This is a genomic window from Paraburkholderia dinghuensis (genome assembly GCF_003837865.1).
GTDB classification, from domain to species: Bacteria; Pseudomonadota; Gammaproteobacteria; order Burkholderiales; family Burkholderiaceae; genus Paraburkholderia; species Paraburkholderia dinghuensis.
Window position 1 is genome coordinate 22143 of record NZ_RQIS01000020.1, and the last position, 14893, is coordinate 37035.

Sequence of the window (14893 nt, forward strand, 5' to 3'; positions counted from 1 at the left end):
TCCGTTTCCTCAGCTGCAAAAAGTACTCGCCTACCGAACGGCAAGGAAAATTCCGGTTCAGCCTGATCGTCAAAAACCTTTCTTAACATCGGGGTCGCACCTCGCGTGCCTGCTTGAAATCGTATCTCTCCCATACACTTGGTCATGCGTCGATCCGCAACTATATTACCGGGCATCATTCGCCTATCAGGCGAGCGGTACGGCACCGAGCGCATAATGCAATCACCTCGCCTTATGTAGAACGAAACTATGAGTGTGCACTGCATTCTCCGCAATCCGCTTGCGGTAAGCGTTCGGAAACATCTGCGTAAAGCGCAGGAATTTTCATGACGGAGGCGTGATGTCGGACTTGTCCGCCCGGATCCGGGAATTCGTCGATGAAATTGCAGCGAGCGTTGCTGTAATCGCACGCGACGAGAGGGGGCAACTAGCGGTTTCTGCCTGTAATGATCAATTCATTCAGATGACGGGCGGCAGGCAACCCGGCGCGGTCAAATCGCTACCGGCACCACTCGATACCCTGCTTCCTAACTATGCGCGAAACGACTTTCGGCAGTTGATCCAGGAGTGTTTTGATACCGGAGTCGCCCGGGAACTCGAGCAAGCCTATGACTTGAGGGATGGGACACACTGGTGGCGCTTGTCGTTGAAACCGTTCAGGCACAACGAAGGCGATCAGGCAAAGTTTGAAATCCTCGTGACAGGTCTCGAAATCACTTCGAAGATGCTGCTGACCCATGAGCTTGAAGTCAGCACGTCCCGTTTCCGGTCTGTCGTCGACGCCGCGTATGACGCGATCATTACGATGGACCAGCAGCACTGCATCACGCTGTTCAATCGTGCAGCAGAAAATCTTTTCGGCTACACGGCAGAAGAAATGCTGGGAAGGCCCATTACGAATCTTCTCCCTGAGCGTTACAGGGCCAATCATTCCCACTATGTGATGCAGTTCGCCCGGTCCCCGGTGCGTTCACGGCAGATGGATGAGCGCAACCGGGTGTATGGACTGCACCGGGACGGTACGCTGCTGCCGGTGGAGATCGCGATATCGAAGATCAATGTGGGCGGATTGATCGAATTCACGGCGGTCATTCGGGACATCGCCGATCGTGTCCGACTGATGGATCTGCTTCAAAAGCAGGCCGTCACGGACGAACTAACCGGCCTACCGAACCGCAGGGAATTTACCGATACCGTCGACAACATCCTTTACACCGATAAAATACTCTCGGTTTTCATCCTCGACATCGATCACTTCAAGAACATCAACGACAGTTACGGACACGATATCGGCGACGAGGTGCTCCGCGTCCTGGCCAAGGTTGCCATGGGTTGCGACAGTCGCATCGGCGTTTTCGCCCGCTGGGGCGGCGAAGAATTCGTTGCGACGCTGCCGGGCGTGGGAATCGAACAAGCCCAGTCCGTTGCGGAAGAGCTGAGGACCAAGATCGAGCAGCAGAGCTTCGAGCACCCCTGGCGACTCGGCAAGCCGATTCCATTCACGGTCAGCATCGGTGTCACCGAGCGGTTACCCGGCGAGCGAGACGTTACGGCGCTCGTGAAGCGTGCGGATGAGGCTTTGTATCGCGCGAAAGAAAGCGGCCGGAACCGGGTTGAGGTCAACTAGTGCCGAAGGTCTGCTGAGCCAGTGCGATGGCGGTACGAGCGGTGGCCGCCATCCGCAGGACATGGCTCTTGAGCGCGATTCATGCGATCGAGCGCATGCCACTGGCGTTCGCTTTATCCTTCGCATCCCTGAATACTCTGGATTACTGAGCCACGGATCAGAACATCAGAACGTGTTGTGGTTTTCACCGTTTAAGCAAACACGCCTGAGCATCCGCAAAAACACGGCAAGATCCCATTCAAATCATGATTTGGCGGCGCGCTTCCGGGCACCGGACGATGACTTCGCTGCACGGCCCGTACGCGGCGCAGTGGCACCTGTGTCGGGCGACGTCTGACGAAGGGGCTTGCTGCGTTCCGGCGACTGCGCGCCGTGACTCGCCCGCAAAGCCTCCAGATGTCCTTCCAGCATGCCCGCGCGATGGCGAAGGTCGCCTAGCTGCGACTGCAACGACTGGATTTCGGCGCGCGCCCCCTCTTCGAACCGGGCGGCACGTTTTGCGGCAGATTCGAACTCGCGCTGCAGCCGTGCATTGGCTGTGCGCTCACGCTCGACCTCCAGCAACGCACGCTTTTCCGCCGCCTGAAGACGCGTTTCGGCAAGTTCGGTACTCGCCCGCTGCCTTTCGAGCTGGGACGCGAAATCAGCATGCGTCCGCGCGAGCGCGGCGTCGCGTTCGCGGGCCTCCCGCTCGAGGCGTGCAATTTCGCCCTCCAGCGAACCTCGCTTGGACTCGGCGCTCGCGTGTGCTTGTTCCAGTTCGTGGATACGAACCTGCGCAGCGAGCAACGCGCTGGTCCGTTGTTCCAGGGCCGTTTCCGTGCGCTCGAGATCGGCCTCGCGCGCGACAACCGATGCTTCGGCCGCCCGGCGCGCTTGCTCCACCTCGTCGCGCAACGCAACGAGCGACGCCTGGGCCGCCGTCGTTGCGCGCGTCCAGAGCGCGCCAATGAATTCGCCAGCCGCGCCTTGCAGGTCCTCCGGCAGGTCCGCGTGCTCGATTCGCACCCGGCTCTTTTCGCGCAAATCCGACCAGAACTCCGCGAGCACGGCCGTGGGCGTGCCCATGCTGCCTCGGTGTACCAGCTGGTAGAGCCGGTTGGCCGTAGGCGTGATGCCGAAACGGAAGAACATCAGCGCGCAAACTTCGCGATAAAGCTCGCGAGTCTTCGGGAACTCCGCCTTGAGCCGGTCGATGTCGGCGGCAAGGCGCGCTTCATCAGAAAGGGAATCGGACATGAGTCGGTAGCCCAGGCTATAGACGTAAATAACATAGCGTAAAACGTCAAATTCCCAACTTTGGCGGACCAACCACCTTGCAGGCGTCAGCGTCGCAAGGGTGACGCCAACGGGGACGGCGAACGCGTCCGCCTACGCCAAATCAGCTCCTGCTTTTTGCGGTGACGGCGCGAGTCCAACGATCAGCGACGTGACCCAACCCATCGTCCAGATTCCCCGCATCTCCATTCATATCGAAGCACCTCCGCCGAGATCGGCCGCCCAGATGAAACGCAGCGCACCGAATCGATGGAATTTTCCGTATCACAAATAAATCTGCGATCCACCCTGTCCTGGGGCAATCCGGGAATGTTTAACCGGTTGTGACAAGACGACGCACTCATCGCATTTTTGCGATCAATCAGGACAAACCCCGATTTTTCATCAATATTTGTCGTAAAGCATGGAAACCCAACTTCACAGCGATTGTGATACAGATATCTACGACTTTTTTGTATTCTCGTATCACTTCAGACGTCATCCGAAATGACTAGATCTGTTGAACCCGAATTACCCAACCAGGAGGAACGATATGGCCACGATCAAGGAACGCCTCTCAGACAAGATGGAATTCCCGCCTGAGACCCAGCAACCCAACGTCTACCCGCTGTCGTGGAACAGCCGGACGAAGAAACTGCAGGAAGTCTGGGAAGCGGCGCTGCGCGAGAACTGGGATCCGGAAAAACTGCCGTGGGACACCCTCGACCTCGACAGCTATAGCTGGGAAGAGCGCGAGTCGATCGCCTACTGGTGGACACTTCTGTCGGTGTTCGATGCCTCGGCGCCCCCGGTTTTCGCCGAAGCCCTGATCAAGACGTACGAAGTTCACGAAGAAGACCCCGTGCGCAAGTGCTTCTTCTCGGTGACGCGCGATGAGCAGAATCACGAGATCATGTGCGGCCTTGCGATCACGAAGCTGCTCGGCCACTCGGACCCGCTCACCTACCAGCCGAAGACCGAACTCGGCAAGCGCCTGCAGAAGAACGCGCAATGGCTGTACTACAACGGCGGCCGCTACTGGACCGGCTACAAGCAGGCCGTGCCGAAGTACGACCTCGCGGTGCTGTTCAGCTCGTTCCTGATGGGCGAAATCGCCGCTGCGACCATCTTCAAGCAGATGTACGAAAACAGCCGTGAACCCGTGTTCAAGGAAGGCTTCAAGAACATCGGCCGCGACGAAGGCCGCCACATGGCGATCTGCATGGCCGTGATGGAACGCGACTACCCGGGCCTGAAGGAAGAGACGAAGAGCATCGTCACGAAGCAGATCCGCGCCGGCTACCTGTTCCTGTCCGCCGTGCTGTTCGAGCCGCCGATGGAATTCTGGGACCTCCCGAGCGACTTCATCGCCACTCAGCGCGAAGCCGAAGAAGTGGCCCGTCGCGCCGGTTTCGGCATCCCCTCGTATGAGGCGAAGCTGGAGAACTGGAAGAACGCGATGATCAACCTGAAGGGTGTGCTCGACCGCTACAACATTCCGTTCCCGGCGATTCCCGAAGTCGGCATCACCGGCCAGGAAATCAGCGACATCGAGATGGAAGACATCATCCCGGTGTTCTGATTCCGGCTAATACAGCTTGAATCGGCGGGTGGGCGGCCCCTTGATGGTGTGCCGCCCACCCGCCAGTCTGCCTTGCCCTCACGTATTCAATCCCTCGAAGATCCATGTCCCGCATCATCATGCAACCCTCGGGCAAGTCGGTCGAGTGCGCCTACGGCGACACCGTCCTGATGGCCCTCGAAAAGGCCGGCTACGCGCTGCCCAACAATTGCCGCGCTGGCGCTTGCGGCGAGTGCAAGATCAAGGTCACGTCGGGTCAGTTCGACCAGGGCATGGTCCTCGATATGGCCCTGTCCCAGGACGAGCGTCGTCAGGGATACGGCCTGATGTGCATGGCCAAGCCGATTTCCGACGAATTGACCATCGAGTGGGGAACCGAGGATGCGAAGCCCAAGCTCTTCCCGCCTCGCGAGAATGCGCTCTTCGTCGTCACCCAGAAAATTCCGGTCGCCGCGCGGGTCGTGGAACTGCACTTGCGGCCGGTCGGCCAGCCGATCCGCTTCTGGCCCGGCCAGTACGTCACGCTCGGCAATCCCGGCGCGGGCATTCCGGCACGCGCCTACTCGATCGCCAACGTGCCACGCCCGGACGGCGAACTCGTGCTGCAGATCGCGCGTGCCGAAGGCGGCGCCACCAGTGCCTGGGTCCACGATACGCTCGCCATCGGCGACAGCGTGAAGATCTCCGGCGCATACGGCACCTTCATCGGTGACCCGGGTGTCGACACGCCTGTTCTGTGCCTCGCTGCCGGCACAGGGCTCGCTCCCATCCTCGCGCTGACCGAGGCCGCGTTGCGGCGCAACTTCCGCCAACCGGTGACCATGGTCATTTCCGCCCGCTCCGCAGCCGACCTGTATGCGCGCGGCATGCTGTCCTGGTGGCGCACCAAACACCGCAATTTCGACTACAAGATCACCCTGACCCGCGAACACAACGACGCTCACCTTCACGGCAGAGTGGACGTAGTCGTGCCGCAGCTGTTCAGCGATTTGTCGAAGCACACAATCTTCGCGGCAGGCAGTCCCGAGTTCGTCAGCACCTGCGTGGCCAGCGTCAAGTCACTGGGCGCCGCGCCGGAGCGTATCTATTCCGAGGGATTCTTCACCCAGCAGCAACCCGAGACAGCCGGCACGAACTAGTCCGTGTTGCGAAGGAGACGGTGGACCTACCGGGAACAAAGGCAAATCGCTAAACTGCGCAATTCGATCCAGAACCTCCCTGCAGAAAAGTGCTTTCCAGGATCCATCAACGCATCGACGATTTTCGCCACCAGGGCCGCGTACAGACAGGCTCCCTGGTCATTTCGGTATTCGGCGACGCCGTGGTGCCTCGCGGTGGGCGGATCTGGCTTGGCAGCCTGATCCGCCTCCTGGCGCCGCTCGAACTGAACGAGCGCCTGATCCGTACCGCCGTTTTCCGCCTGACCAAAGAAGCGTGGCTGCTCGCCGAACCCTCGGGCCGCCGTTCCGACTACGCGCTCTCCCCATCCGGCCAACGTCGCTTCGAAGACGCAGCCCGGTACATCTACGCTTCGACCGCGCCGCAGTGGGATCAGCGCTGGCGACTGATCATGACTGTCGGCAAATTGACGCAAAAGGACCGCGACGGTTTGCGGCGCGCGATGTTCTGGCAGGGATTCGGATTGCTGGGAGGAGACTGCTTCGTGCATCCGGGCGCCGATATGAGTGCGGCATTCGATGCATTGATCGCGGAAGGTCTGGGGAGCGTGCTGGACAAGCTCAAGCCGCTCATTGCCGCCGACGTTCAGCTTGAAGGCACCGCCAATGATCAGCGTATGGTTCACGAGGCCTGGGATCTGGAGAACCTGTCGGGGATGTATACAGAGTTCGTGTCCCGGTATCAGCCAATACTTGGCCAACTGCGTGACAGCCACGACGCCCTGGACGACGAAAGCGCCTTTCTGCTCAGACTATTGCTGATTCACGATTACCGTCGCCTGCTGCTGCGCGATCCGGCTTTGCCCGACGTACTGTTGCCTGCCGACTGGCCAGGCCAGCACGCGCGTCTCGTGTGCAAGGAAATTTACCGGCGCCTGCTCACTGCCTCGGAGCGCCACCTCGACAAGAACTTCCATCTCGCGAACGAATCCACGCCGCTCGCCGCGCCCATTCTGTTCGAGCGCTTCCGCGAAGCTGACCCGCTGGCCCACTGACCGGCAATCTTTGTAACTTTCACCGGGTTGTACGCGGCGTTCCGTTCGTCGCGTACGGCAACGCACTGACGATTCGTGGGGTTGTGGTCTGATCTCATCAGCGGTGCTGCTTCTGCGTGCGAAGACGAAAAACTGCACGGGAAACGCATACGCTGGAATGCACGATGCTTCAGAGTGGTAAACCGGATAACGGAAAGCTGCTTATTCCAACATGCTGCGACGCGCGAGCCTGCCGATTGTGCGGGGTACGCGTCGAAGACGGGAACTGGCTGCGATAACCGTGTCCGCCCGGAACACCGTGCCTGGGTCTCACGCCATGGATTGGCTTCGAGGCCGTACAAGAACCGGGCACAACTACCCGGCCGGACAAGATGGGGGCAGCAATGCGAGTGACCAACTGGATCGTGGTACTGGACTGCGCTTACATGGAATACACAAGCTGGCGCGGCAAGAACGTCTACCGGCGCACGGTCGCCTATGATCGTGTCGTGTGGTGTTGAGCGTTGCGTCTGCGGCACGGCACCGCGCTCAAATCAGGACGCCGAATTGAATTGACTGAACAATCGCGCAACGCTTCGATCCGGAGCATCGATTCGCGCCGTTGTGCGCCTGAGGGCTTCGACTGATGAAACATCGAGCCCTCCCGCGCGTTTCGGGGGTCCGCCGCGCCGGAGCGTGCGGACTCCGCAGACCTGCGTCTCAAACCGACTTCGTAGGACGACCGGTCTTGACCGTTTCAACCGCTGCGATCGCTGCCAGCAAGCGCTTTTCCGACGTCGATTCGAGCAGCTTCAGACCAGCACGCAGCAGTTCGCTCTTCTTCACAGCGACGCCGGCATCGAGACACTTCTTCTTGAGTATCGCGAGTTTGTCGTAATCGGTCTTGGGCATCGTAAAGCTGTCGCGCACCACTTTTTCTTTCTTCGCGCTCACTTTTTTTACGCTTTCCTTTTTCTCGCTTTTGGCCTTGGCCTTCACGGCGACTTCCTCGGCAACGGCCTCGGCAGCCCTCTTCACGATTTCGGCCGCCTTCGTTTTGGCATCCACCCGCTTGACACGCGCACTCTGGCGAGGCTTCGCAGCCTTGCTCGCGGGCGTCGCATCGCTGGCTTCAGCGGATTTGGGGAAATGGAAAGTACTCTTTGTGGGCTTATGAACCTTCGGCGTAGTCATATTGTTTGCTAACCCGGTTATAAAAACAGTATATACCGTATATACAATCTCTCTCACGCGCAAGCAATTTCTACCGTTGACGAGCGGCCGCGGTTGCGCAGTCTCAACGGCTATAAACCGTGCAACGGCCAGGAAGGCATTCGCGTATGCAACCTCGTCAGGGAACGATGCTTCGTTCGCGAACATGTTGGCGAGCGTAATACGAATGCCCATTCAACTGATGTACCGCGCCCAATCCACCCCGTACAAGGTCGCCCGACGTGCTCGGTGCGTCGGGTGGTGGACCCGGCGTTGCCTTCCCCCTGCGACGCGTTCGACCCATTTCGCCAAACCGCCCGTTCACGGATTCGCGTCGATCAAAAAACGTAGAATCGCCCGATGCAAACCTACGTCGCCTTTCTGCGTGCCGTCAACGTTGGTGGTACCGGCAAACTCCCCATGGTCGAGCTTCGCGCCATATGCGAACGTGCCGGCTTCGGTCACGTCCGCACTTATGTCGCTAGCGGGAACGTTGTCTTCCAGAGCGCGCTTCCGGAAACCAAAGTCAAGGTCACACTCGAACGCGCGCTGGAGGCCTACGCCGGGAAGCCGGTTGGCGTGATGGTCCGAACCGGAGCGGAACTGGCCGCGATTCTCGAGGCCAATCCGTTCAGCGCAGCACCGCCTGACCGGACCGTTGCGATCTTTCTCGACGCAGCACCGCCCGCGGATACGCTCGCGAAGGTGAGTGGATCCACCACTGAAGAAATTGCCCTCGGCAAGCGTGAAATCTATGTGCACTATCCGGAAGGAATCGGACGCTCGAAGCTGAAAATCGCTGCTGCCAGAACGGGAACCGCGCGCAATATGAATACCGTCGCCAAACTGGCTGAATGGACTGCGGAATAAACTGAAGTTTCTCGCTGTAGCATCGCGCTGGCGTTCAGCGCGACCTGCATCCACCAACGGCGCTTGCGCGGCCAATACGTGCTGCATTCACGATCGCGCAGCGAGGCGCGAGCGCATCAGAACTTGTGCTGGACGTTGACGGACGCGCCGACGTCGTGCGAGTGGCTCAGTAGTGGAACACGCGCACTGGCAGAAACGCGCCAGTCGTCGATCAACACGGCAAGCCGGCGATGGGGGTGCTCGGCTTCGGGCGCCGTATCGTCAGTCAGCTGAAACCTGTCGAGCAGCGAGAGGGTGGGGGTCACCTTAACGAGGCCGTAGCTTTCCGAAAGTGCCGATTGCGATTGCGTCTGGATTTTGAGCGGATGCTGGTATCCCGCATAGGATGAGGATGCCGCCGCCTGCCGCTTGAAAGGCTCGCTTGCCGCGACTGGCGCGGAGTAGAAGTCGGACGGATTGAATGCCGCTGTGGCGTCGCGATATGACTCAAACTGCATCGCGTAGCGGAAGATGTACTGGCTGGGCTCGGGTATGGGCGGAACGACTTCGATCGGTGCTATCGGCGCAATGGCCGCGATAAGCAGATTGCTGTACGCGCCATCCACCCCGCCCGCCGAGGCGATGCCACTCACGGCAAAGCATACCGCGCCCGCTAACAAACGCGGTTCGCGCCGACCTGTCGAAAGCATGATTTCCATCCCACAAGGAATAAAAACATCACACTTCTTGAGAGGGTATACCGTGCCTGGCGACGGGAATGCTGTCAGTCCACGAATGCGATCGTCTGCACTACGATCTGCGGACCCATGCCGTGGCAATGCCGGGTACTTGTTATTGGTTATAGTCGAATCCGACACCAGCGCCAAGCAGATCGGCACGAATGCCATTCGCCTGGCATCGTGCGAGAACGTCTGCATGCGTTAACGTGTAACAAGACGACGGCAATTGCGTTATCCCCTTCGCAGCGCGCGCATTCCGTTACGTATGCGCCAGTGGTTGTTTGCCCGATCAATAAAAAAATAGCACGCAACCAGGCGCGCCAATTGCTGCGCAACTTTAAATGCCGGACGCACAAGGCGCTGTTGAGATTCCAGTAGATCGCCGCCTTCGAAAAGGCAGGTGGTGCGAAGAGGCCGCCAGCCTGAACTACACGTCCTGATGCAGGCGAAATAAAGTCGAGGCGCATAATCGCGCGCGCTGAATTCACAGCGAGTCCCTCTGACTGCAAAAAACAGAAGTTCGATTTATTCGATCCGCGGACCGGCAGCACCAAAGACCACTCTCATCAGACGCTCCCCCGCGCAGCATCAGCACGCGCCAGCATGACCTCGCGCTAACGCGTGCAATCGCGCGCGGCGTATGCAATAACCTTCGCCTATTCGATGCACCAGATCGCCTCGACAGCACGGCGCATCGCGAGTCTACGTGTCTCACATCTCACGATACGGACGCCTCGACGCAATCAATCATGCAGATCGGTTCATGGCGAATAAACGCAATTCGTCCGCTCAGTTCGACGACGTGCCGCCGCGCGCCTTTTCGATCTCGCGAAAGCGTTCGATGCTATCGTTTTGCTCGAAGTCCTCGAGCTCGTAGAGTTGCCGAACTTCGATTTCGCCGTCCGCATGCTTGCCGAACGGCGCAGGAAAACGCCGCGCCCATTCAAGCGCTTCCTCACGCGAACGCACCTGGATCAGCGTATAGCCCGCAATCAGTTCGTTCGTTTCGGCAAATGGCCCATCGACGATCGTGGGCTTGCCCTCGCTATACCGCACGCGCCAGCCGCACGAACTTGGCTTAAGCCCCGACGCATCGAGCAGCACACCCGCTTTCGCCAGTTCCTCGTGGTACGCGGCCATTTCCGCGAAGATGGGATCGTCACTGTGCATTTCGCCCGATTCGCTCAGGGCGTTCGCCCTCACCATGATCATGAATCGCATCGCTCAATCTCCTCGTTGTGAAGGTCGATCAGGTGACATCGTTCGATGCGCTCAATACCGCAACACGCGAGCGGCGTGTGAGTCGGCATCCGGAACGAGAATACGCCGCTGACGACGAGAAATACCCGTGAACGGAATGCGGGACATCGGCGCAAGGCTGCGTCGGTCAAATAACGCCCTGCCGCGGCGTGGGCGGCCGACCGATGCGTATCGCGCAGATGAAAGAAAACATGTGCGCGTAACGGATGTCATGGATTCGCAGCAAGCCGCGCCCCCGCAACATCTCGGGATTTCCCCAGGCTGACATACCTCGGTTTCCAGCATTAAATAAATCAACGTGATTTATTTAATGCGAATGCTGGAGGCAACGCCAGCACCCGCGCCCGGAGGAAACACGTGAGAAGTCCGCATTTCGGCCAGGGCAGCAACTCGGCCAATGTCCGCCGCTTCAACGAGCGCCTGCTGCTACAGGCGTTGCGTCGCGCCGGGCAGGCGTCGAAGGCGGACCTCGCGCGACTCGCGAATCTCACGAGCACGGCGGTCGGCAGCATCATCACGTCCCTCATCGAGAGCGGGCTCATCGAGGTCACCGGCCGCCGCCTCGAAGGCCAGCGTGGCCAGCCTGCCTCGCTGCTGCGGCTCGATCCCCGCGGCGCGTTTGCGATCGGCGTGCGGCTCGATCGCACAAGCATCGAAACCGTGCTCGTCAATTTCGCGGGCCACATGATCGAGCGCCGCTCACACGACATGCTGCTGCCCCAGCCCGCCGTGGCGCAGCAAATCGTACAGCGCGATATCCACGATCTGCTCGCGCGGCTCGATGCCGACGAACGCAACCGGATCGCGGGCGTTGGCGTTGCACAGCCGTACAACCTCGGTGCGTGGCTGCGTGAGCTGGGCCTGCCCGCCGATACCTTCCGGGCCTGGAACGACGTCGATTTCGCGGGCGACCTGGGCCACGCGCTCTCACTGCCCGTGTTCAGCGAGAACGACGGGAACGCAGCTGCCATCGCCGAACTGTTCTACGGCTGCGGCCGCCAGCTCGATGACTTCATCTACCTGTTTCTCGGTCCCGCGATTGGCGGCGGCATCGCCATCGATGGTGACTGCGTGCGCGGCCGCACCGGCAACGCAGGCGATTTCGCCGTGATGCCCGTGCCGCCGAGCCGTCTGCCGTCCGCGCCTCAACCACCGGGTCAGTGGGACATTCTGCTCTCACGCGCGTCGCTGATCGCGCTGCGGCGGCATCTGCGCTACTGCGGCGAAACCGTGGAGAACCTCGCCGATCTCGAAGTACTCATCGCGCGCGGGCATCCGGCAATCGACGCGTGGCTCGACGATTGCGTCGATGCCCTCGCGCCCGCGCTGCGCGCGTCGCTGTGCGTGCTGGATGTGCCGGCCGTCGTGCTCGACTCAGACGTGGACGCCGGCCTCATCGACACGCTCATGCAACGCCTGCGCGTGGCCGTGGCCGCGACAGCACCCGAGGCGCGCGGCACACCGGCGATCGTGCGCGGCACGTTCGGCCGCGACGCGGGCGCGCTGGGCGCGGCCACGCTGCCCATGTTCTACAACTTTTCGCCACGCGCAGGCATCCTGATGGGCGCCAGCGCGCAGACCCTGGAGGTGAGCCATGTCGCGACCTGAACCGCCGCGTCCGATACTGGAAATGCGTGGCATCAGCAAGACGTTTCCCGGCGTGCGCGCACTGGACAACGTGAGCCTGTCCGTGCGCCCAGGCGTTGTCCATTCGCTGATGGGCGAAAACGGCGCGGGCAAATCGACGCTCATGAAGATTCTCTCGGGGGCCTATGAGGCCGATCCCGGCGGCGAAATCCTGATCGACGGTCAGAAGGTGCAGATCGACGGACCGCTCGCCGCGCGCGAACTTGGCATCGCGGTGATCTACCAGGAACTGAGTCTCGCGCCGAATTTGAGCGTGTCCGAGAACATTCACGCGGGGCGCGAATTGCGCCGCGGCGGGCACCGCTGGGGCACAGTCGATCGCAAGGCGATGGAGCGCGACTGCGAAGATGTACTCAAGCGTCTCGGCGCGAATTTCGGACCTGGCACACTGGTCGGCTCACTTTCGATTGCCGAATGCCAGCTCGTCGAGATCGCTCGCGCCGTTCACGCGAACGCACGCATCATCGTGATGGACGAGCCGACGACGCCGCTCTCGTCGCGTGAGACGGAGTATCTCTTCAAGCTGATTCGTCAATTGCGCGAGGAAGGCATCGCGATCATCTACATCAGCCATCGCATGGCAGAGGTCTACGAGCTGTCCGACCGCGTCTCCGTGCTGCGCGACGGCACGTACGTCGGCACGCTCGAACGCGATGAACTGAGCGCGGAGCGTCTGGTCGGCATGATGGTGGGCCGCGATATCTCGGGCTTCTACAAAAAAGCGCACGCACCCTACGATCCGGGCGAGGTCGTGCTCCGTGTGCGCGACGTGGCGGACGCTCGCCGCGTGCGTGGCTGCAGCCTCGATCTGCATGCGGGCGAGGTGCTCGGCATCGCGGGGCTCGTGGGCGCGGGGCGCACCGAACTCGCACGATTGATCTTCGGCGCCGAACCACGCGTGAGCGGCGAGATCGCCGTCGACGGTAAAACGCTGCCCGGCCACACGCCGCGCGATGCGATCGACGCCGGCGTCGTCTATCTGACCGAGGATCGCAAACATCAGGGCCTCTTCCTCGACATGAGCGTGCGCGACAACATCAACGTCGCCGTGTGCGGACGCGATGCGCGCTTCGGCGTGCTCGACCGCGCACGGGGTGCCGCACGCGCAAGCGAAGCGATCCGGTCTCTATCGATCCGCGTGCCCCATGCGCGCGTGAATGTGGGCGCCCTCTCCGGTGGAAACCAGCAGAAAGTCCTGCTCTCGCGCCTGCTTGAAACACGCCCACGCGTGCTGATCCTCGACGAACCGACACGCGGCGTGGATATCGGCGCGAAGTCGGAGATCTACCGGATCATCAACGATCTGGCGAAGTCCGGCGTCGGCATCATCGTGATTTCGAGCGAACTACCCGAGATCATCGGCGTGGCCGACCGTGTGATCGTGATGCGCGAAGGGGTCTTTGCCGGCGAGCTGGGCGGCTATACCGGCAAGCCGATCACGCAGGAAGCCATCATCGAGCTGGCCACCGGCTCGCAGTCCGCCTTGGGCGAAGCAGCCTGATTTCATCCGAACACGAGCGACGTTCATTCAGGAGTACGACATGCGAAACATCATTCCGCGCCATGGCATCGCTGCCGCACCGGCGCAACCGGGCGCCACTTTGCTCGACGGCCATCGCGCGCGCATGAAGTCCTTCTTGCGGACCGCCGGCATGCTCCCCGTTCTCGTGTTGCTGTGCGTGGGTTTCGGGTTGCTCAACGACGGCTTTTTCACGTTCGAAAATATGTCGATCGTCACGCAGCAGGCGTCCATCAACATCGTTCTGGCCGCCGGCATGACGTTCGTGATCCTGACTGGCGGCATCGATCTTTCGGTCGGCTCGGTGCTCTCTGCGGCAGCCGTCGCAGCGATGCTGGCCTCGAATATCCCCGGCTGGGGCTGGCTCGGCGTGCCTGCCGCGCTTGCGGTGGGCCTCGCCTTCGGTGTCGTCAACGGCGCACTGATCTCGCTGTTGCGTCTGCCGCCGTTCATCGTCACGCTCGGCTCGCTGACCGCCGTGCGCGGCGTCGCACGCCTCATGGCACACGACACGACGATCTTCAATCCGCAACTGTCGTTCGCGTTCATCGGCAACAGTACGCTCCTTGGCGTGCCGTGGCTCGTCATCATCGCGCTCGTCGTCGTGGCCGGCTCGTGGTTCGTGCTGCGCCGCACCGTGCTCGGCCTGCACATCTATTCCGTGGGCGGCAATCGTGAAGCCGCGCGTCTCTCAGGCATCAAGGTGTGGGGCATCGAGTTGTTCGTCTATGCCGCGTCGGGCCTCCTCGCCGGCCTCGGCGCCGTGATGTCCGCCGCCCGCCTCTATGCCGCCAACGGTCTGCAACTGGGTCAGTCTTACGAACTCGACGCCATCGCCGCAGTAATTCTGGGCGGCACGAGCTTCGTCGGTGGCGTCGGTTCGATCATCGGCACGCTGATCGGCGCGCTCATCATTGCGGTGCTCTCGAACGGTCTCGTGCTGCTGGGCGTTTCGGACATCTGGCAATACATCATCAAAGGGCTCGTGATTGTCGGCGCCGTAGCGCTCGACCGGTATCGCCAACGCGGATCCGCGCGCACCTGAACA

12 protein-coding genes are annotated in these 14893 nt (G+C 61.0%); 8 read left to right on the forward strand and 4 right to left on the reverse strand.

Going from position 1 to position 14893, the window contains the following annotated elements; genetic code table 11:
- The first annotated feature begins 340 nt into the window (after positions 1–340).
- Positions 341–1627, forward strand: coding sequence for a sensor domain-containing diguanylate cyclase (locus D1Y85_RS22520; RefSeq protein ID WP_124153290.1), 1287 nt, complete (start codon positions 341–343; stop codon positions 1625–1627).
- Positions 1628–1870: 243 nt separating this feature from the next.
- Here the strand turns inward: D1Y85_RS22520 and D1Y85_RS22525 are convergent, their stop codons facing one another.
- Positions 1871–2866: a DNA-binding protein gene (locus D1Y85_RS22525; protein WP_124153291.1), complete on the reverse strand. Its 996-nt coding sequence runs from the start codon at positions 2864–2866 to the stop codon at positions 1871–1873.
- 571 nt (positions 2867–3437) lie between these two features.
- On the opposite strand from D1Y85_RS22525, the gene D1Y85_RS22530 reads away from it, so the two are divergent.
- From D1Y85_RS22530 to paaX, 3 genes are all read left to right on the forward strand, one after another.
- Positions 3438–4466: a hypothetical protein gene (locus D1Y85_RS22530; RefSeq protein WP_124153292.1), complete on the forward strand. Its 1029-nt coding sequence runs from the start codon at positions 3438–3440 to the stop codon at positions 4464–4466.
- A 104-nt stretch (positions 4467–4570) separates the two neighbouring features.
- A complete protein-coding gene (locus D1Y85_RS22535) occupies positions 4571–5605 on the forward strand; it encodes a 2Fe-2S iron-sulfur cluster-binding protein (protein WP_124153293.1) in 1035 nt (344 codons plus the stop codon).
- An 89-nt stretch (positions 5606–5694) separates the two neighbouring features.
- Positions 5695–6639: a phenylacetic acid degradation operon negative regulatory protein PaaX gene (gene paaX, locus D1Y85_RS22540; RefSeq protein WP_185219087.1), complete on the forward strand. Its 945-nt coding sequence runs from the start codon at positions 5695–5697 to the stop codon at positions 6637–6639.
- 699 nt (positions 6640–7338) lie between these two features.
- Here the strand turns inward: paaX and D1Y85_RS22550 are convergent.
- Positions 7339–7812, reverse strand: a complete 474-nt coding sequence (locus D1Y85_RS22550) for a hypothetical protein (protein WP_124153295.1) — start codon at positions 7810–7812, stop codon at positions 7339–7341.
- Positions 7813–8190: 378 nt separating this feature from the next.
- Between D1Y85_RS22550 and D1Y85_RS22555 the strand changes: the two genes are divergently transcribed.
- Positions 8191–8700 (forward strand): DUF1697 domain-containing protein, encoded by a 510-nt coding sequence (locus D1Y85_RS22555; RefSeq protein ID WP_124153296.1) that lies wholly within the window; start codon positions 8191–8193, stop codon positions 8698–8700.
- A 116-nt stretch (positions 8701–8816) separates the two neighbouring features.
- Here the strand turns inward: D1Y85_RS22555 and D1Y85_RS22560 are convergent, their stop codons facing one another.
- Both D1Y85_RS22560 and D1Y85_RS22565 read right to left on the reverse strand, forming a co-directional pair.
- Positions 8817–9617: a hypothetical protein gene (locus D1Y85_RS22560; protein ID WP_124153297.1), complete on the reverse strand. Its 801-nt coding sequence runs from the start codon at positions 9615–9617 to the stop codon at positions 8817–8819.
- Between the two features lie 591 nt (positions 9618–10208).
- Positions 10209–10640 (reverse strand): YciI family protein, encoded by a 432-nt coding sequence (locus D1Y85_RS22565; protein ID WP_124153298.1) that lies wholly within the window; start codon positions 10638–10640, stop codon positions 10209–10211.
- 396 nt (positions 10641–11036) lie between these two features.
- On the opposite strand from D1Y85_RS22565, the gene D1Y85_RS22570 reads away from it, so the two are divergent.
- Genes D1Y85_RS22570 through D1Y85_RS22580 form a run of 3 tightly spaced genes read left to right on the forward strand, consistent with a single transcriptional unit; the run spans position 11037 to position 14890 of the window.
- A complete protein-coding gene (locus tag D1Y85_RS22570; RefSeq protein WP_124153299.1) occupies positions 11037–12287 on the forward strand; it encodes an ROK family transcriptional regulator in 1251 nt (416 codons plus the stop codon).
- Positions 12274–13827, forward strand: coding sequence for a sugar ABC transporter ATP-binding protein (locus tag D1Y85_RS22575; RefSeq protein WP_124153300.1), 1554 nt, complete (start codon positions 12274–12276; stop codon positions 13825–13827). Before D1Y85_RS22570 ends, D1Y85_RS22575 begins: the two co-directional genes overlap by 14 nt.
- A 40-nt stretch (positions 13828–13867) precedes the next feature.
- A complete protein-coding gene (locus D1Y85_RS22580) occupies positions 13868–14890 on the forward strand; it encodes an ABC transporter permease subunit (protein WP_124153301.1) in 1023 nt (340 codons plus the stop codon).
- The last annotated feature ends 3 nt before the right edge of the window (positions 14891–14893 follow it).